16 protein-coding genes are annotated in these 19,427 nt (G+C 52.8%); 7 read left to right on the top strand and 9 right to left on the bottom strand.

What is annotated here, in order from left to right; genetic code table 11:
- Window positions 1–4 precede the first annotated feature (4 nt).
- The 3 genes from BST81_RS10245 to BST81_RS10235 all read right to left on the bottom strand — a co-directional run bounded on the left by BST81_RS10245 (window position 5) and on the right by BST81_RS10235 (window position 5,574).
- Window positions 5–1,417 (bottom strand): zinc ribbon domain-containing protein, encoded by a 1,413-nt coding sequence (locus tag BST81_RS10245; protein ID WP_075598445.1) that lies wholly within the window; start codon window positions 1,415–1,417, stop codon window positions 5–7.
- A 130-nt stretch (window positions 1,418–1,547) separates the two neighbouring features.
- Window positions 1,548–2,747, bottom strand: a complete 1,200-nt coding sequence (locus BST81_RS10240) for a SpoIIE family protein phosphatase (RefSeq protein WP_075598444.1) — start codon at window positions 2,745–2,747, stop codon at window positions 1,548–1,550.
- A 76-nt stretch (window positions 2,748–2,823) separates the two neighbouring features.
- Window positions 2,824–5,574: an ATP-binding protein gene (locus BST81_RS10235; protein ID WP_075598443.1), complete on the bottom strand. Its 2,751-nt coding sequence runs from the start codon at window positions 5,572–5,574 to the stop codon at window positions 2,824–2,826.
- Window positions 5,575–5,670: 96 nt separating this feature from the next.
- Here BST81_RS10235 and BST81_RS10230 point away from each other — a divergent pair, with 96 nt between their 5' ends.
- From BST81_RS10230 to BST81_RS10215, 4 genes are read left to right on the top strand one after another with little or no spacing between them, the layout of a single operon-like run.
- On the top strand, window positions 5,671–6,426 hold the full coding sequence (locus BST81_RS10230; RefSeq protein ID WP_290439434.1) for a pyridoxine 5'-phosphate synthase: 756 nt from the start codon (window positions 5,671–5,673) through the stop codon (window positions 6,424–6,426).
- A gap of 50 nt (window positions 6,427–6,476) precedes the next feature.
- Complete coding sequence (locus BST81_RS10225; protein WP_075598442.1) at window positions 6,477–6,806, top strand: MgPME-cyclase complex family protein; 330 nt, start codon at window positions 6,477–6,479, stop codon at window positions 6,804–6,806.
- Between the two features lie 44 nt (window positions 6,807–6,850).
- Complete coding sequence (locus BST81_RS10220) at window positions 6,851–7,522, top strand: hypothetical protein (RefSeq protein WP_075598441.1); 672 nt, start codon at window positions 6,851–6,853, stop codon at window positions 7,520–7,522.
- A 15-nt stretch (window positions 7,523–7,537) separates the two neighbouring features.
- Window positions 7,538–7,996: a VOC family protein gene (locus tag BST81_RS10215; RefSeq protein WP_075598440.1), complete on the top strand. Its 459-nt coding sequence runs from the start codon at window positions 7,538–7,540 to the stop codon at window positions 7,994–7,996.
- Here BST81_RS10215 and BST81_RS10210 read toward each other — a convergent pair.
- Window positions 7,974–8,900, bottom strand: coding sequence for a hypothetical protein (locus tag BST81_RS10210; protein WP_075598439.1), 927 nt, complete (start codon window positions 8,898–8,900; stop codon window positions 7,974–7,976). The genes BST81_RS10215 and BST81_RS10210 overlap by 23 nt on opposite strands.
- Before the next feature lie 117 nt (window positions 8,901–9,017).
- The gene (locus tag BST81_RS10205; RefSeq protein ID WP_075598438.1) at window positions 9,018–9,635 is read right to left on the bottom strand and encodes a class I SAM-dependent methyltransferase; all 618 of its coding nucleotides are present in this window, start codon (window positions 9,633–9,635) and stop codon (window positions 9,018–9,020) included.
- A 78-nt stretch (window positions 9,636–9,713) separates the two neighbouring features.
- On the opposite strand from BST81_RS10205, the gene BST81_RS10200 reads away from it, so the two are divergent.
- On the top strand, window positions 9,714–11,162 hold the full coding sequence (locus BST81_RS10200; RefSeq protein WP_075598437.1) for a YdiU family protein: 1,449 nt from the start codon (window positions 9,714–9,716) through the stop codon (window positions 11,160–11,162).
- 3 nt (window positions 11,163–11,165) lie between these two features.
- Here the strand turns inward: BST81_RS10200 and BST81_RS10195 are convergent, their stop codons facing one another.
- The gene (locus tag BST81_RS10195) at window positions 11,166–12,545 is read right to left on the bottom strand and encodes a hypothetical protein (RefSeq protein ID WP_075598436.1); all 1,380 of its coding nucleotides are present in this window, start codon (window positions 12,543–12,545) and stop codon (window positions 11,166–11,168) included.
- A gap of 130 nt (window positions 12,546–12,675) precedes the next feature.
- Window positions 12,676–13,116 carry a hypothetical protein gene (locus tag BST81_RS10190; RefSeq protein ID WP_075598435.1) on the bottom strand — a complete coding sequence of 147 codons (441 nt, stop codon included), beginning with the start codon at window positions 13,114–13,116 and terminating at the stop codon, window positions 12,676–12,678.
- Between the two features lie 30 nt (window positions 13,117–13,146).
- Between BST81_RS10190 and BST81_RS10185 the strand changes: the two genes are divergently transcribed.
- Entirely contained in the window at window positions 13,147–15,012 is a 1,866-nt protein-coding gene (locus BST81_RS10185) for a tetratricopeptide repeat protein (protein WP_075598434.1), read from the top strand.
- A gap of 45 nt (window positions 15,013–15,057) precedes the next feature.
- Here BST81_RS10185 and pgeF read toward each other — a convergent pair whose 3' ends face one another.
- The gene (gene pgeF / locus BST81_RS10180) at window positions 15,058–15,855 is read right to left on the bottom strand and encodes a peptidoglycan editing factor PgeF (protein WP_075598501.1); all 798 of its coding nucleotides are present in this window, start codon (window positions 15,853–15,855) and stop codon (window positions 15,058–15,060) included.
- A 609-nt stretch (window positions 15,856–16,464) separates the two neighbouring features.
- Between pgeF and BST81_RS10175 the strand changes: the two genes are divergently transcribed.
- The gene (locus BST81_RS10175; RefSeq protein WP_075598433.1) at window positions 16,465–19,116 is read left to right on the top strand and encodes an ATP-binding protein; all 2,652 of its coding nucleotides are present in this window, start codon (window positions 16,465–16,467) and stop codon (window positions 19,114–19,116) included.
- A 107-nt stretch (window positions 19,117–19,223) separates the two neighbouring features.
- Here the strand turns inward: BST81_RS10175 and BST81_RS10170 are convergent.
- Window positions 19,224–19,427: transposase (locus BST81_RS10170; protein ID WP_171974721.1), on the bottom strand; the 204-nt coding region annotated here is incomplete at its 5' end.

The raw sequence follows: 19,427 nt of genomic DNA, 5'->3' as shown, positions 1-19,427 counted from the left end.
AGCATCACCAAATGAACCAACGGTACCGAAAGGCCAGCAAGCCCCACAAATTTACTAAGCCAGACAGACCTATGAGGCCCAGGAGCCAGGAGCGCAGCGATCGTAACTCCAGGATAGGAGGTAGGGCCAGAAATAGCAGGGGATAGACATCCAGGGCAAATCGATAGCCAAACTGACTGTACCCAACCGTTCCATGGCACATTTCAATGACCATAATCGTCAGAATCGCCCCTACCTCTGGCCAGCGGCGGCTTTTGATCAGCCACCAAAATGCCACTACCAGGAACGGAGACGTAATCAGGATAGATAGTCCTTCGTGGGAGGGTACCAGATACGGCCAGTGGTCCACTCCTTTAGGCAGGTTCAAAAAGAGAACCCGCAGGTGTTTGGGAAGGTTGAAAGGATGGAAGAGGCCATGCTGAAACTCAGGTTCAGCAAACTTGCCTGGAATCAGGGCATAGCCCCGATCGGCAAAGGTCTGGTAACGGGCGTAGTTATAGAGACGTTGCAGCAGGAACAGGGGTAGGAAGCCTGCGAAGAATATGCTGGTCGATCTCAGCAACAGGGACCAGCGGGGAGCCAGTTCCCGGTAAAGCAGCACCAGGCCATAGAGAACCAGCAGGTTGAGGGGTAATCGAGCAGCAGCAGCTATCCCCAGGCACAAACCTGAAAGAAACAGGAACCCACCGGGGCGGGGCTGGAAGCAGAGCAGGAAAAGCCAGACAAAGGTTGCCCCCATGGTCTGGGCAATATACCAGACACTCCCGACAGCACTCATGGGGAAGAAAATGGTGGCAAAGCTCCAGATTAGGGCGAGACTGATGGAACGAAAGCGGGAGGATTGCTGTTTACGAAAGAACAGGTAAATCGCCAGAGCAGCCAGTCCGAACAGGAGATGGGCAGCCTCAGATTGGGTGATTGTCGGGAACACCTTGACCAGGGGCAGCAGGAACAGGGCTGGGGCGATCGGATAGACGACACAGTACCCCTTACCAGGAATAGGAACCAGTTCATTCAGCCAGCTCGGATTTTCGGACAGACAAAGTTGACCATCGAGAAAACTGTGGGCCAGACGCAGGTAATAGTCGTAGAAGGTTTCTGGAGGAGCCAGCCAGTGAATAATACCGAAGAGCAAACTGCCCAAAAGCAGGGCAATTCCTGCCTCTGTTAATCCAGGCAGGCTTCGCTGTCCGAGTTGCTGCAGATAGGGAATTATCGGAAGGATGGGGATCGATCGCCAGGGGGAGGGAAATGGTTTGCGGGGTTTGGGTTCTGGCTCTGGTGGTAGATCAGCATCTGTCATTTCGACCTGCACCAGGAAAATCTCTCCACACGATCGACAACAGTAGCGTGGGTTCCCTGACCAATCCACGCCCTTGGCCTCAATCTCCGGATGCCCACAGACTGGACATTGCATACGAGGATCAGAAGGGACATCTACCATCTGTAAAGAATACTTACTGACTAGTGATTAAGCCAAACCCACCCCGGCTCTGCAGGCCACCCCTCCCCAGAGGGGATGTAAAGAAATCAAAAATGACCCATGACTAATCCTCTAGCGCAGGATCAGCGCTAAACGTAATCTCCAGTAGACAGGCATCATCATCAAAAGCTTTTTTGGGAGCCAGATTCTGGATTTGTTCCAGGATGCTGTCCAGGTTGGTATTGCCCCTCTCCGCACAACTGACCAACAGATTGATCAGGTCATGCAATCCCCAGAGATTGCCATCGGGTTGGAGTAAGTCAAAAATACCATCACTGAAGATATAGAGCTTACTGCCGGGTTCAATCCGGCAATAGGCATTGGAAAACTTGCTATCTGGAAACATGCCGATCGGCATTCCCGGTGTTCTCAACTGTTTGGCCGTCACCGTTCCATCTACCGATCGGTTAATTAGAATTCCCGGAGCATGGCCCGCACTGGAGTAAACCAGTTGTTGCTGCAGCCGATTATAAACCCCATACCAGATGGTGAAGTAGCGTTCATTCTGGTCTGTCATCTGAAAGGCTTCATTCAGGGCCATCAGCACATGGTTCGGCTGATACAAATTGGCATCTGGGAGAGACTGGGAGCGGAGCATGTTCAGAACTGACACGGAAGGCAGAGCTGCTCCTAATCCGTGCCCCGAAACATCCAACAAGTAAATGGCCAGATAATCTGGATCCAGCCAGTCATAGTCAAAGCAATCTCCCCCCAATTGGCGGGAAGGGATAAATCGGGGGTCGATGGTGACAGAACCCGTCAGGGAAGAAGGCAGCAACGATCGGACATATTCTGAGGCTTCCGTAAATTCGGCCTCTAGAACCTGTTTCTGCAGTTGTAGATCCTGAGTCAATCCCTGCAGCATTCGGTTTTTTGCCTGCAGATCCTGGGTGAGCTGATAGAGCCGCAACCCTGCCCGTACCCGAGCCTTCAACTCGCTCATCTCGATCGGTTTCGCCAGAATATCATCCGCTCCCTTATCCAAGCCCTGAATCAACCCTTCCTTCGCCCCCCGAAAGGTTAAGAGGAGAAAAAAGCTGGTAGAGAGCTCCGGATCAGATTTGATCAACTGGCAAACTTCTAACCCATCGATTCCCGGCATGACGAGATCACAAACAATCAGGGCAGGCCGCAATTGAGTCGCTAGCGCAATCCCCTCTTCACCATGATTAGCGGTAAAAACCTCATACCCCTGATTTTGAAGCGTTCTCTTCAGCAGCGCTCGGGTTGCTGAGTCATCATCAATAATCAGTACTTTAAACATGGGTGTAATCTACCACAAAATCATTTTGCTGGGGTTTCCCTGTAGAAGGGCAATTCTCCGATCTCAGATCTTGACCTTAAGCCCCAAGTATGGAATTTTTGGCTGCCAGAAAATCTCGAATCTGACTCATTAATTCTTCCAACTTCATCAGTAGATCAGGGACTTTTTCAGTGCGATTATTGACAATCCGCTGTTCGATATCGGCTACCAGATCCTGAATCACACTGGCTCCTAGGTTAGCACTGGCTCCCTTAAACCGGTGAGCCAGCCGTTTGATTTCGGGATAGTCCTGTCTGGCCATCGCTAATCTTAATAAATCTAAATAGGGCCAGTGATCCTGTAAAAACAGGGTGAGTAATTCCAGGGCAAAGGCTTCATCTCCCTCTGAGATCGTTTGGAGATGGGGCCAGTTGACGGCTGGAGGTGGCGCAAGCTCTGGTGCGGATCCCTCTGCTTCAGTGTGAACTGCTCCTGAGGTCTGGCTGGGGGGAGGATCCTGGGCTGGAGGTGAAGTCAACCATTGCTGTAATTTAGTCGCCAGATCCTCACGACTCAAAGGTTTGCTGAGGTAATCATCCATACCTGCGCCCAGGCATTTTTCCCGATCGCCCATCAGGGCATTTGCTGTCATCGCGATTACGATCGTGTGTCGGCCTGGTCGTTCCTGTTGACGCAGGATGCAAACGGTTTCATAGCCATCCAGGACTGGCATCTGGCAATCCATCAGCACCAGATCGTAATCTGTTTGAGCCATTAAGTTCAGGGCTTCCTGGCCGTGAACTGCCAGATCCGCCGTATATCCCAGGCTTCTTAACTGTTGCTGAACTACCATCCGATTCACCGGAGCATCCTCGACAACCAGAATTTTAGGCCCACCCGCCGGGGGGGTGGCAGACTGCGTTAGGGTTCCTGACAAAGGACTATCCAGCTCAATGGCGATCGGGGCAGGCCGAGGAGTGCGATCGCAATCAACGACTCCGTCATGACTGCCTGTCATGACCCTGGTGATACAGGCCAATAGGTGGGCAGCCTTAATTGGCTTAGTCAGGTAGCCTGCAAAGGGGATTTCTGGTCGCGATAGGCCGGGTTCACCGGATTTTCGCCGCTGAATTGGAGATTGCATCAGCAGCACAGGCGTTCTTGCGAGAACTGAGGTAGACCGGCTCCAATTGCCTGCTTCTGACTGCAGGGAAGTTAAGGCCAAATAATCCAGTATGACAATCGCGTAAGGATGCCCATTCAGAGCCGCAGCCTCCAGCCAAGATAAACCTGTTGCCAGTTCCTCTGCTTCATCCAGAGCCATCCCCAGACCAGCTATAGCCAGCCGAATGACCTCACGACTGGCGACATGGGCTGTTACCACCAGGAGTCGCAGACCTTGCAGACCAGCCTGCTCCGTCAGGGCCAGGGATTTTGTCTGAACCGGAGTCGATTGTTTCTGGAAGGTCAGAGTAAAGAGAAATTCAGTTCCCTGGACCCCATCACTTTCAACCCAGATCCGACCTCCCATCAGTTCAGCCAGTTGTTTGGAGATGGCCAGCCCCAATCCGGTGCCTCCGTATTTTCTGGGAGTACTGCTCTTGATCTGGGAGAAAGGCTGAAATAATTTTGATTGGGCTGCAATCGGAATGCCAATCCCGGTATCTGCGACGGAAAACTGAATTTCTACTGCTGTCTCCGTGTCTGTGATTAAGGCTGCCCGGATCAAGACCTCCCCTTGATCCGTAAACTTAACGGCATTGCCGAGCAAGTTGATCAGAATCTGGCGCAGGCGACTGACATCTCCCAGGAGTTGGGTGGGAACGTTGTCAGGGAGGACGGCTGCTATTTCCAGCCCCTTAGAATAAGCGGAAACAGCCAGCAGGTCTACTGCTTCTTCCATGCAGACCCTGAGGTCAAAGGCGGACGTTCCCAGCTTAATCCCCCCAGATTCTAACTTTGAGAATTCCAGAATGTCGTTGATGAGGGTCAATAGGCTGTTGGTACCGGCCCGAATGATACGCAGAAAATCTCGCTGTTCCGGATCAAGATTGGTTTCAGCCAACAAATCAGTGACCCCCAGCACAGCATTCATGGGAGTACGAACTTCGTGGCTGATGGTCGCCAAAAAGGAACTTTTGATTTGGGATTCCTGCTCAGCCTGTTGACGGGCTGCTTCCAGGGCCAGGTTTTGTAGGGCCAGACGCTCCCGCTGTTGCTTTTCCAGGGATAGAAGCCTAGCCTGGGCCAGGGTAACCCGGATTTGCCGGGCCAGACTGGTCTCTTGAAACTCCCCTGTAGCCTGCTGCGAAGTCCCTAGAGAGGGATGGCTGGCTGCGATCGTTTCTGAAAGGACCAGTAACTGCCGTCGGGCTTCCAATAACACCATGGCCTGCCGACCCAAACCTTGCAGCACCTCCAAAGATCTGGGGCTGAGTTCTCGGGGCAGGTAGTCCATGACCACCAAAGCTCCCAAAGGAAATCCTGTCGGGTCAATCAGAGGAACGCTGGCATAAAATCGGATTGGCGGATCATGGGTTATCAGGGGACTGCTTGAAAACCACTTCTCTGAGAGGAGATCGGGTAAAATCAGAGGTTCTGGTTGCAGGATCGCTTGATTACAGAGGCAATCTTCCCGATCGAGGGGAAAGAGGGAAAGACCGACCTGGGCTTTGCACCAGCAGCGACTGGCATCTACAAAACAGAGCCCTGAGATCGGGGCTTCAAAAATCTGGGTAGCCAGGATAGCAAGATTGTCAAACGCTGGTTCTGGCGGCGTATCCAGAATGCCATAGCTAAATAGAACTTTCAGCCGCTGGACTTCGTGATCAGGCAACAGTGTAGTCATTAGGATGGGGATATAGAAACACTAGGCAACTATCCACAGACAAGCTCAATGGTAGAATTTCCTGGAATTCGGTTAAACCGTAGATTTTAGGAGTCAATGGCCTTGCCCACCCTTGGTGTAAATATTGATCATATTGCTACAGTTCGGCAGGCTCGGCGTACAGTTGAACCCGATCCGGTAGCCGCTGCTGTTCTGGCAGAGTTGGGCGGGGCCGATGGGATTACCGTCCACCTGCGGGAAGATCGACGGCATATTCAGGAACGGGATGTCCGTCTCTTGAGGCAAACTGTTCGCACCCATTTGAACCTAGAGATGGCCGCCACCAAGGAAATGGTTGCGATCGCCTTGGATCTCAAACCAGATTATATTACCCTGGTCCCAGAGCGGCGAGAGGAAGTCACCACCGAAGGGGGGCTGGATGTGGCGGGTCAGGAAGCACACCTGACTCAAGTCGTTGCCCAACTTCAGGAAGCAGGGATTCCTGTCAGTCTGTTCATTGATGCTGATTCCCAACAAATTGCTGCTGCTGCTGCGACTCAGGCAAAGTTCATCGAGCTGCATACTGGCCGGTACGCTGAGGCTACGGATGAGGCCACTCGCAATCGAGAGCTGGCTGTGTTGGCGGCGGGATGTGCGGCGGCGATCGGAGTAGGATTGCGGGTGAATGCTGGTCATGGGTTGACCTACTGGAATGTGTATCCAGTAGCCTGTCTGGAGGGTATGGAAGAACTCAATATTGGTCACACGATCGTCAGTCGAGCGGTGCTGGTGGGAATGGAGCGGGCGGTTCGGGAGATGAAGCAGGCGATCGCTGGACCCATGCTTTGTGCAGGTATTATGCGGTATAAATAATGAGTCAAAATTAAATTTGTCCTTTCCAGTTCAAGTACTCAGAATCGTTTATGCAGACTTACTACTATGTATTGGCCAGCCAGCATTTTTTGCTGGAGGAAGAGCCCCTGGATGAGGTGCTCCGGGAACGGGTTCGCAATTATCAGGAACAAGAGAAGGAAATCGACTTCTGGTTGATTAAGCAGCCTGCGTTCCTGGAAGCCCCTGAGATGGCTGAGACCAAGGCTCGCTGCCCCCAGCCCGCCGCAGCGATCGTCTCCACCAATCCCCAGTTCATCACCTGGTTGCAGCTTCGATTAGAGTACGTCCTGACAGGAGAATTTCAGGCTCCCTCATCCACAATCTCAGATCCCCTAGCTTCCCTGGCTCCAGCACTTTGAAATACCGATCTGAGGTTCTTTCGGCTTGTTATCAAGGAGGTTCCATGTTGCTGAGAACAGCCCTGTTGGTTGCGGTTAGTCTGGGTTCGCCCGTAGGTTCCGCGATCGCCCAGGATGCCTATCCCATCTGCCAGCCTCCCCGGGCTGGGGAATATCTGGTCCTGGTCATCAGCGATAATTCTCAAAGTCAGGCTCAGGTCCTCCGTAACTTGCCAGCCAATACCACAGCAACTATTTGTAGCTATCAGGAAGATATTGTGACCCGGATCAGCGGCCTGAATAGCCTGGAAGCTGCGAATTCCCTGGCTCGCTATATGAGTGAGACGGGGGGGTTACCAACCTACATTGTTCGTTCAACAGCAGCAACGGCAACCGCCCCCCAAAATACCAACCCAACCCCTTCGCAAACCACCCCCCCACGCAATCCCTCCCCGTCCTCCCCCAGAGTGGCCTATAATCCTCAGGTGCTGGGATCAGGTTATGCCGTGCTGGTAAAGTATTTCAACAAACCAGACGTAGTTGAGCAGGTGCGCAAGGTCATTGGTCGAGATGTTGGGCTAGCCTCTTACCAGCGCCGACCCTATCTGCTGGCAAATTACACCCCCAATCGAGGCACTGCCGATGCGACTGTAAAAGCTCTGAAAGAAAGAGGCCTAACGGTCATCTTGGTGGATAGTCAGGAAGTCGTTCTCCTGCGAAAGGCGGTTAATCGTTAGGGGCGGTTTATTCGGATGGCGCTGCAATTGACCGCTGCCCTGGTTACGCTGGCAACGCCTGAGGTGGAGTGCCTGGTTCACTTCTACAGCCAGCTTTTCCATCAGCAACCAATACACTACCAGCCCGATCGCTATGCTGAATTTAACCTGCCAGGGTTACGCTTAGGCATCTTTAAGCCCAGGCAGGACCATGAGGCTGAGTTTCAGCATCGGGTTCAGACTGGAGTCAGTCTTTGTCTGGAAGTTGCTGACCTGGACGCTGCGATCGTCCATCTCACTGCTCTGGGGTTTCCGCCTACCTCGGAGATTATGACGGCTCCCCATGGTCGCGAGATCTATGGAACTGACCCTATCGGCACGCGCTTGATTTTGCACCAGCCAGTTGCTCCGCCCAGAAGCCAACCACCAGAGGCCCATCGTCAGCCGCAAGAACCCTTGGGTGAATGGCCCCCTAAACCTGTTCAGCATCCATGAGAAAGCCGTAGCACATGACTACAGGAGAGTCTTCCCGCCCATTCATCACACAGTCGTGACGGGCACAGAGTAGACAGTTGGCCCGGGTGGGTAACACCAGATCCATGGCTGAATAGATACTGATCCCCTGGCTGATGAAACCCTGGGCTTCCATTTCCGAAATGGTGTTGCACACCAAAATAGTCTGGGTGATTCCCAGGGTCGATCGATATAAATTGACTCGCCTCAGGGTTTCAGAGAAATTCTCTGTTTCTGGCTTAATTTCAATCAGGACTTTCTGCTGCTGACTTTTGAAGCAGACGGGTTGTTCCTGATCAAAATAATCCTTGTACTGGAAGGTAAACGTCCCATCAGCGTAGCGCACTGTGCGGAGAATACGCAGGAAGGGCACCGTCAAATCACCGGCTGCATCGAGGGTATGCCACCAAGACTTATGTCCAGCTTCGGCTGGCATATACAGAATATCTTCCACCTGGCGTGGAGAAAAACCCAGGTTACCCAGCATGGCCATGGCCTGGGCAACGGTCAACCGGACTTCCAGGGCATGGCTGGGGGACTCCCAACGGGGGGGCTTGCTTCCCCTTGGATCGACCGATCTGCGACTCCCCTGCCCCACTCCCCCCCCATCTCTGGTTGTGGTTCCTGGTGTTGCATCCGCCAGAACACACTTAATGGCTTCGTAGTGCAGAATGCCATCTGCTGCCTGCTGATATTGGGTTGGCACCCCAACTTCAGCATGGATGGCACCCACGAGGTGGGATGGCATAATCGCCGGGACACAATTCATCAGCAGAGACTTGAGGACGGTAGGCTCCGCGATCGCCAGGGCAATCTGAATTTGATCGCGAAGAGGGGCCGCTTGACGCTGCTCATGAATCGGCAAAAACAGCGGGTGGTTGGGCATAGGACCTTAACCTGCTGAAAACCTTAATCTCCATATTGAGCTAATTTTTGGATGGCGCAGGGATTACTAGCTTTTCTTAATATTGTGGATTATAGTTCCCCGCAGAAATTACTGTTGTCAGGGTGTTTTCCTGGCCACTCCCATGTACATATAGCCTGAGACTTTAGGCAGATTGTCGGCGTAAAACTCTTCCAGGCAGACCAGTTCCAAATGGCTTTCCACCAGCCTGCGAATGTTGCGATTCAGGTGGCAGCCGTCTCCTATAACTTTCTGGAGGGGGGTCAGGCGATTCTGCCACACCTGTAGCGCTGGATCCTGGCTGAGACCATGCTCAATGAAAAAAAACTGTCCCTCCGGTTTGAGCACCCGCTGGATTTCCTGCAGGGCCTGCTCTACGTTGGGAATACTGCAGAGGGTCCAGGTGCTGACGACGCAATCAAAGCGATTGTCCGCCAGGGGTAAATTCTCCCCACTCCGTATCTGACTCTCAACCGGAATGGCAGTTGCCTGGATTCGCTTCTGGGCCAGAGCCTTCATCCCAGGGTTGGGGTCGATCGTCACAATCCGCTGGACTTGATCGGAATAATAGGGCAGATTTAAGCCCGTCCCAAAGCCGATTTCCAGCACCTCTCCCCCCACCTCTGCCAACAACATCTGACGATATTTCCCTAAACCGGAACCGGCCATGACCCAATCCATTAACCGGGGAAACAATAGCTCTGAGTAAAACCCCATACTCCTTTCCCTTTCTGAGTTCTGTAATCTAATCGTAACAATCCACTAGCATAGGAAAAGTTCCTGTCGAGATACCGCATGGTTTTCCCTGTTTCTACCCAAACTGATACCACCAATCCTTTTTTTCAGCTCAATTACGAACCGGTTCTGGAAAATCTGGGGGCCGATTACTACGATCGGGTCACTGCTGCCGAATTTCCCCAGCACCTGCTACGATTTCGCAACGATGATCTGCTCCCAGAACTGGGGTTAAGTCCGTCAGAGGTTTCGGATACCCATTTCATTGATGCCTTTGGGCGATTTCAGGGTAATCAGCCCTGTCTGGCCTTGCGTTATCACGGATATCAGTTTGGTGAATATAATCCCTACCTGGGGGATGGCCGGGGGTTTCTCTACGGTCAGGTTCGGGGCAGGAATGGGGAATTGTATGATTTTGGGACCAAAGGTTCTGGGACCACTCCTTACTCCAGGGGTGGAGATGGTCGCCTCACCCTCAAAGGGGGGGTGCGGGAGGTGTTGGCGGCAGAGGCGTTGCACCGGATGGGGGTTCGCACTTCTCGCTGTCTCAGTCTGATCGAAACGGGTCAGGCCCTTTGGCGAGGCGATGAACCCTCCCCCACCCGATCGTCCGTGATGATTCGTTTCAGCCGCTCCCACCTCCGCTTCGGTACTTTTGAGCGTCTCCACTATCTGAATCGAGCCGACCTGATGCGGCCCCTCTTGAATCATGTGATTGAACAGTATTATCCCCATCTCCAAACCAATCCCGATCGGTACCCACTGTTTTATGCAGAACTGGTGCAGCGGACAGCAGAACTGGTAGCTCAGTGGATGGCGGCTGGTTTCTGTCATGCCGTTTTGAATACGGATAACATGTCCATCACTGGGGAAAGCTTTGACTATGGTCCCTATGCCTTCATGAATCAGTTCAATCCCCAATTCACAGCCGCTTACTTCGATTACTTTGGTCGCTACAGTTATGGAAACCAACCGTCAATCTGTTACTGGAACCTGGAAATGTTGCAGATGGCCCTGTCTACTGTGATTGCCCCTGCGGATATGGAAAGGGGTCTGGCTCAGTTTCATGACCATTATCAGGCTGCATATCATCAGCAGATACTGTATAAATTAGGCTTCGATCGTCTGCCCCCAGGCCAGGCCAAGCCCCTGTTAACCCTGACCCTGAAATTTCTGAATGACACCCAGGCCAGTTATCCCACTTTCTTTTCGGAGCTGACCCAGCAGTTTTCTCCCGCCTGGCGAGAAGATCCCAACAGCATGCCCAGCCGTGCTGTTTGCGTCAATACCCCGGAGCAAATTGAATTTCTGGAGCAATGGCGCAAGCAGTATCGTCAGGCATTGCTGAGCCTGCCCCCAGAAGAGATGCCCCAGGTGGCCGATCGGCTGAAACGCTACAATCCATCTCTGGTGCTTCTGCGACCGGAGATTGAAGCAGTCTGGGAGGCAATCGCCCAGGAAGACAACTGGCAGCCCTTCTACGATCTCCTGCAGAAAATCCGCCAGTAGGGTTCAAGTCGAGGGCTGAGATCGACCCCCAAAATAGCCCAGCAGCAGCCAGGCGATCGACAGCAACCCGGCCAGCCCCAAGGTCAACCCCGTATAGGGCACCAGGAATCCTCCTACAGGCAGGATGGCCCCACTCAGGGTCACGATCGTTGTGCCCCAGCGGGCCTGTCGCTGGCGTCCCAAGCCCCAACCAAAGAACAGGAGCAGGGGCAGCAGCAATCCCCAGGCCAATCGGGCATCGATGAAACGGCTGGCATAGGTCAGGCTCAGGAGAGAGGCAAAAAATGCCCCGGCTGCGATCGCCACATCCTGCAGGCGCATCGGTCCCGACAGGTACAGCAACAACAACCACCAGAGGAAAATACCAGGGGCCAGCAGGAGCAAGCGGGGTAATACACCGGTGTTGCGGAATCGTTGGGTGGCAGTAAAGACGCCGAAAGGATTTTGCACTGAGACATTCTCGGCAAAAGTCCAGGTAAACCGGGTTCCCCGTCCTTCCAGGCGCGTCTCCGTTGGGACAATACCACTGGCAAAATCAGCATTGGGGAAGTCGGCTAGCACAGTTAAACGAAACTTGGAGAGAATTCGGCCATTGGCGGTATAAACCCAGCGGGGAGCCCCCTGGGCTTTGTAAGTGATCCGAATCTGGGTGGATTCTCCGGGGGCGAGCTGCAGGGGAAAGTTGTACTCTCCCTGATTTTGGGGTTCCAGGGGTTTGCTATCCTGCTCCACCCGATAATCCTGCAACAGGGTATAGCCCCCCGGGGGAGCTGCCTCAAAAATAAAGTCCTGGGTTACATCCAGGGTGTTGGTGATTTGGTAAGTGCCACTGAACGTGGATTGGTAAATCAGCCGAGTTGTGGCTGGGTCCACGGTCTGGGTCAACTTCACCTCTGCCTGGGATGAACTGGGAGACAGGAAGCGATCGACCTTCCGCTTTTTCTCGACTTCTGTTTTCCTGCCATCCACATAGGTGACTGTGGTATAGGGTTCTTCAATGGTGTAGCGGACCAGAGGCGCAGGCTGTTCCACCCGTTCCCCAGCGACAGTCCCGGCCACCTGAGTAATTTTGCTCTGCTCCCAATGGTGATACCGATTGGCCAGCGTCGTACAGAGGAAAAATCCCCCGATCAAGATCAGCACCACTAGCAACCCCTGCACCATTCCTCGCAGAAGTTGTTTGTAGTGGCGCAGGTCCTCTTCCCAGCCAACTGGGCGATCGGGCCTATAGGAGAAATTTAACGCTGCCAGAACAAGGCCAACCCCAACTACCAGCAGCAGCAACCATTGATTCAGTTGCAGCACTTGCTGGCCGAACTGGATTAACTCCTGGGGGTGGGTCAGATCAGGGATTGCTGGAATCCCTTGAGCCAGAAATAGCATAGAACTTCATCCCTCACACTTATCTGGATCAGACTTCACCGCTGTCTTCAGAAGTTCCTTAGTCCCTTGGGTAAACTCTGGCTGTCGGACAAATCTTGCCGAGTAGTGCGAGGGGTCTAATCTTCACAGCTCAACGACTGCGGAAGCGAGTCAGGAATAAAAGTCTGTAGATGAGGTAGATTATCCCAGCCAGAAAAGCCAGCCTGACGGCAAGAATCAGCAAATCGAGCACGATACTCAAAACGGCCAGAGAGAGCAGCGTGGTAATCGAGAGGGTCATGATCTGCCCGTGTTTCGGCAGATTCATAAACCACTGCCAGCGGGTCAGGAATAAAATTCTGTAGATCAGGTAAACAACCCCGGCCAGAAAAGCTAGCCTAAAGGAAAGGACTAGTAAATTGAGTGCAGCACTCAAAATTGCTAGAGCGAGTAGCGCTGTGATGGATAGGGTGGCAATCTGCCCATGTCTGGGCAGGTGAGTCAACCAGCGCCATACCCCCGTTGGAGAGGAATCAGGAGACCTATCTGGCAGGGATGGTTGATCCAGATCATCGTGCTCTTGAGGATGCATAACCCTAATTAGTAGGAAGTTTGTTCCAGTATGCCCGATCGTAATCCTTCTCTCATCAACAGTTATAACCAATTGCTTGACCAGATCGTAGAAATGACCTTAAAAGGCAAGATCCGCTCTAAGGAGCAGGTCTATCAGATGCTGGCTGAAGGCGTGGAGGTGGGGACGGGCGAGGTGTTTGAGCGGTGTCTCAGCGATCGCTTAGAGGCCACCCAGCAGCAACGCCAGGCCCAAACCGATGAGCTTAAAATCGCTAAAGCCAATCGAATCTTGCGGGCCTTACAAACGGTTCAGGGCGAGTGGCAGCGCCGTCAGGAGCAAAATCAGGCTACCGCAGCCTTAACTGGGATCGTCCATGAGATAAGTCAGGCTGCTGCCGACGATCGCCTGCACCTCCTCTTCCAGGCCCTGGACCCCAATCAACCTCAGGCGCTCGGCTTGCAAGATTGGAACCCCTTGGCCAAGGCCCTGATGCAACAAGCCCAGACTTCAGACAAGCTTCTGCAGGAACTCGGGGAAGGGATTCAGCAAGGGCTAGCCTCCTGGGAGCGCCTGAGTCAGTATCTGGTCAGCTGGATCTATGACCAAAGTCGAGAACAGTTAGGGTTTGGCGGCACACCAGGGCAGCGAGGTCCCTGGGCACTCTGGGCCAAACAGTCCAACCGGCCTCACCTGGAAAGTTTTTTTCAGGGAATCGCCCTGGAAAAGCCCATTAGCGACTGGACAGCTCAACAGTCCCTGGACTTCAGCACCTGGGTAGAACTGGCTCTGGTCCTGCAGTGCTTGCAACGGGGACTGGTCAACCGATTCGATCAACTGGTCTATGACAATACGGCAGGGGCAAAGCTCTCCATCTCTGTTTATCTGACTTTTGCCGCTATCTGGTCCCAATTGGCCAATGGGTTTAATCAGGTTAGTCATCTACCCATGCATCAGCGCTTTGCCAACAGCGCCTTTCAGATTACCCTCCAGCTTCTGCGGACCTTTGCTCAACGGGATTATTTCCCGCTGTATGGGGGAATCTTTGCCTCCTTTGCTGGGAGCTACCTGCGGAATACACTGGACTACCTGGATGAACCGCTGAGACGTACCCCTGGCACACAAGAGAAGGCCCGTATCCTGGTGCTGCTGGGCTATTCCTGTCGGGTGCAGGGGCAGTACGATCGAGCCCATACCTTCCATCAACAGGCTCTGGATATTGCCCGGGAAGCCGGGGATCGGATCTGCGAGATTGCCTGTCTCAATCACCTTAGCCGCACCAGTATGGCCCAAAAACAGTATGCTGAAGCGATCCAGTACAGCCAGCGGGCTCTGGTGATGAGTCGGCAGGCGGGTGATCGGCCCGGAGAAGCAAACGCCCTGGCTAATCTGGGGTACAGCGAAGTGTTCCAGGCCCAGCAGGCAGGAGTGCCGGAACCAGAGATTTATGAAGCCGCCATCACTTACCTACAGCAGGGATTAAATCTGTCTGAGAAAGTGGGAGATGGCCAGAGTCGGGCTCTCTGTTGCAGCAGCCTGGGAATTGCCCATGTGGTTGTGCAAGACTATGGGGCTGCGATACCGGAACTGGAGCAGGCAATTCGATCGGCCCAATTCTCAGGTGATCTGTATCTGTACGGTCTCAGTCTGTCCTACCTGGGGGAAGCCTATTACCACCTGGGCCAGGTAGAGGCTGCGATTGTCCAGGCCAGTCTGGCTATGTACCAATTAGAGCAGATTGGGGCCGATAACTGGCGACAACCAGCTGGACTGCTGGCCATCCTACAGGGGCAATTGGGGGCAGAATCGTTTCAGGCCAGCCTGGAAAGAGGCCGACCTCAAATCATTGCGGCGATCGGGGTCGATGGCTATGACTACCTGCCGGGGCTCCTGCAACGATATCGGGATAGAAAATAAACCGGTACAGGGGTTGACTGCAATACCGCCTCGCCTGCAATGCCGCTATTGGCTGACGATCCCCGACCACTGCACCTGTTTTTCCCCAGTACGACGGTAGGAGAAGAAGTACTCTGGTTGCTGATAGGTACAGTGGGGCGCGATCTCGACCTGCTCTGGCCCGATCCCCAATTGGAGCAGTTGCAGGGTAATCACCCGGCGCACATCCAACCGCACCCGACCTGGCTCAGGATCGGGAAGAATAGGCGGTTGAGGCAGATTCTGCAGGGCTTCCAGAAGTGCACCAGCATCTGATAGAACATCCTTGGGAGCGATGGTCTCTCCGACTTCAACGGCAACGGCCTCGGCCACCTGATACACCTCTCCTGCGATTGCAGGTCCGATCGCCACCTTTAAGTCAGATAATTGGCTGCCCTGCTCCTGTAAGCGGGCGATCGCCGTGGGAACAATTCTGGTGGCTGTACCTCGCCATCCGGCATGGATCGCAGCCACTTGGCCGGTACCAGGATCAGCAATCAGCACCGGGCTGCAATCTGCTGTGCAAACCCAGACGGCTTGGGCTGATTGTTCTGTCATCAGACCATCAGCCTGGGGCAATTCCAATTCTGCGGTGAATTCGGTCACGGCTGCTCCAACTTCCGTTGCCGAGAGAACCGTATTACCGTGGACCTGTTTCATTCGGTAGACTTCGGTGGTGTCATGCAGGATGGAAGTGAGCTCTTGGGGCGATCGAGGTCGAAATTGCTGCGTGAAGAAGCCATGGGGCCAGGGATCTAGCAGGCTGCAAGTCAGATAAGGGAGGTTGTTCCAGGTTTTCCAACGCCAGGTTTGTGATTCGTTCAAGGGGGCAACTCGCAACAGTTGAACGCTTCTATCCTAGCCTGAGGGGTTGGCGACCACAGAATAGATCACTGATTTACCCGGAAGACTGCGTAATGCGGCGCACTTAATTAAAGTGAGGATCGCCGCAAAGATATGGGCTGTTAAAATTTAACAGTTTTTGCATTTGAGGGATAAAAATTAGGTATTTAGTATTGATTAGAATAATTTAGGTGTGATTTATACCAATGCTCTCTTGAGATGGGTTTCTCATGACATTTTTAGCCAGAATAGTTAACTCCAGCATCCAGTGGAATGAGCACAATCATTAAAAATTTCCCCAAGTCAGAAAAATGGCTTGAAAGAACTGCCTAAGGATCGAAAACTAAATAAAGTAGGGGTTTGGGGGCTTCGCCCCCAAGCAGGGGCAACGCCCCTGCACCCCAATTGTTCATCTTATTTAATTCGTGATCCTAAAGTAGCTCGGCGCTAAATTGAGGAACACCGTGGGGGTGAAGAGAGGTTAGCCCAAATTACTGGAGGGCACTTTAATCGGGCAAGAAATATGGTGTAACCCTTACAGCGTCATAGTTTTTAGGCGCACACCGCAGCTTAATCAAACCAAATATTGTTATGGAACAAGCTTTTACAGGTACTGATCACAATGGATTAGTCGTCCTCTCCGTGATAATTGCGATCCTGTCTACCACCGTTACCCTCAGTCTGGCCCGGCGGCGAACCGATGCGGGAAAGCAGGCTCGGCTGCAACAACAGATTCTGGAAGCCAGTGAGGAATGGTTTCATCTGCTGATTCGGGATATGCAGGTGGGTGTGCTGTTGCTAAATGCGAACTCTGAAGTGATGGTCGCGAATCAGGCTGCTTACCATCTTCTAAATCTATCGACAGATCCTTTAACCGGGCAAGTCTTTGGCCAGGGTTGGTCTCTTCTGCAGGAGGATGGGACTCCTTTTCCAGTAGAGGAATTGCCGGTACAGCAAGCAATTGTCCAGCGGCTGCCGATTCGGAACGTTGTGATCGGAGTGCGGCGTCCCCAAGACCAGAGCAAACTGTGGTTACAGCTTAATGCTGACCCCCAATTCCTTCCAGACGGTAGAGTTGAGCGGGTGGTTTGTACCTGCAGCGACATTACTGAAAGTAAGCGATCGGAAGTGACGCTGCAACAGATGGCCGAGCGGGAGAGAACCATTTCCAGGGTGATCCAGCAAATGCGCCAGACCCTCAGTCTGGAAGATATTTTTACGGCAACTACGCAGGAATTGCGCTATTTTCTGAATTGTGATCGGGTGGTGATTTACAAATTTGAGCCAGACTGGAGTGGTGAGTTTGCGGCGGAATCGGTGGCTGCTGGTTGGGTTTCCCTGATTCAGAACTTTAATGTCCAACCTGAGGTAGCCGAGCCAATTAAAGACACGGTGCAGCACGATCGGTGCATTGTCAAAACCTGGCAAAGTCCCACCAGTATTGTGGAGGACACCTATCTGAAGGAAACTCAGGGAGGGGGATATAGTCGGCAACGCAGCCATATTGCAGTGTCGGATATTTACCAAGCTGGCTATGGTGACTGTTATATTAACTTGCTGGAAAAGTTTCAGGCCCGAGCTTATCTGACGGTACCAGTTTGTTGCGGTGATCAACTCTGGGGGCTGCTGGCTGCTTACTACAACTCCGGTCCCTACCTCTGGCAAGAAACGGAAATCCGTATGGTCAGCCAGATTGCCAATCAATTGGGGGTGGCTATACAACAGACGGAATTGCTGGTCCAAACCCAACGGCAGGCAGCCGAACTCCAGATTGCCAAGGAAGCCGCAGATCAGGCCAATCGGGCTAAGAGTGAATTTTTGGCCAATATGAGCCACGAGCTGCGCACCCCACTGAATGCCATCCTGGGTTTTACCCAACTTCTCCATCGGGCTAAATCTGTGAAACCTGAGCATCAAGCCTATCTGGATATCATTGGCCGCAGTGGGGAACACCTGCTCTCGCTGATCAACAATATTCTGGAGATGTCGAAGATTGAGGCAGGTCGAATTGTCCTGCAGGAAACGGATTTTGACTTACAAGGCGTTCTCAAAAGTCTGGAATCAATGATGCAGCTTAAGGCTCAGGCTAAAGGACTGAGAATAGTCTTCGAGTCCGATCCAGAGGTACCCCGTTACATCCATGGCGATGAAGGAAAACTACGCCAGGTTCTGATTAATCTGCTGGGCAATGCGATTAAGTTTACAGATGAAGGCAAGGTAACATTGCGAGTCTCATGGGTCAAGCCTGCGGCAATCAATCCCGTTGCAGTGACCGGTGACAGAGAACCCATGACCCTCCAGATTGAAGTAGAAGACACTGGCTGTGGAATTTCCCAGGAAGAGTTTGATCGCCTGTTTCAGACATTTGGGCAAACTGAGTCGGGGATTCGTTCAGGTGAAGGTACTGGTTTGGGATTGGCGATCAGCCGCAAATTTGTCCGCATGATGGGAGGAGATATTCAGGTCAGCAGCATGCTGGGTCAGGGAACCCGTTTTAGTTTCACGATCGCCGTTAAGCCGCTGAAGAGCAATCAGATTGGGTCACGCTCCCCTCGCCGAGAGCGGGTGATTGGATTAGTTCCTGGCCAACCCACCTGCCGCATTTTGGTGGTAGAAGACAGTCCCACTAATCGTCTGCTGTTGATGAGTCTATTACGGGAAGTCGGGTTTGAAGTTCAGGAGGCTGAAAATGGACAGGAAGCTCTCACCCTCTGGAAAAGCTGGCGGCCTCATTTGATCTGGATGGACATGCGTATGCCCGTCATGGATGGCTATCAGGCTACCCAACAGATCAAGGCTCTCTCGGAAGGGCGATCGACGATCGTGATTGCCCTGACTGCTAGCGCCTTTGAAGAACAGCGACAGGCGATTCTGGCTAGTGGTTGTGATGACTTTGTCCGCAAGCCTTTCCAGGCAGAGGAAATCCTGATGAAAATAGAGGATTATCTGGGGGTGCAATATCTTTATGAAGAGGAGCAGGAAGATAGGAAGCTGACCCCCCTGGGTCCTGATAGCCTTCTGACCACGTCGTTAAAATTGATGCCACCCGTGTGGCTGGAGCAGCTCAACTTGGCTGCTGCTCAGGGGAATGACACTGTGATTCTGAAACTCATTCAGCAGATTCCATCCCCGCAGACAGAACTCATCAGGGGCTTAACAGAACTGTCCAATAACTTTCAATTCAGTCGCATCTTGGAATTGGTCCAACCCCTTCTCAACCCCAGCGACCAGGAGGCAAACTAGTGGCCCAAATACTGAATTTTGCCGCCTGGAGGGCTGCAGACTTTACCTCCAAGCGGCGGTTTACTCTCCTCATGCCTCTGGTAAAATTCTCGGTTTGGTGTAAGTAGTCAGGAGGAATTAAATATAAAACGTTCCAGGGAGTAATTGCCCCTACTACTACGAGCTTGCATTCCCTCGATGATCGCATCGGCTAAATCAACTTCATGCTCAAACATCCGCCCAGCAATTTCATGGGTTTTGAGTTGATGCCACTGCTCCTCGATCCGATTCATCTCAGAACAGTAGGGTGGCAACCAGAAGAGGAACAATCC

The organism is Leptolyngbya sp. 'hensonii', assembly GCF_001939115.1.
GTDB lineage: Bacteria > Cyanobacteriota > Cyanobacteriia.
The sequence above is the reverse complement of the archived record's forward strand: the minus strand, read 5'-3'. Positions and strand labels throughout refer to the sequence as shown.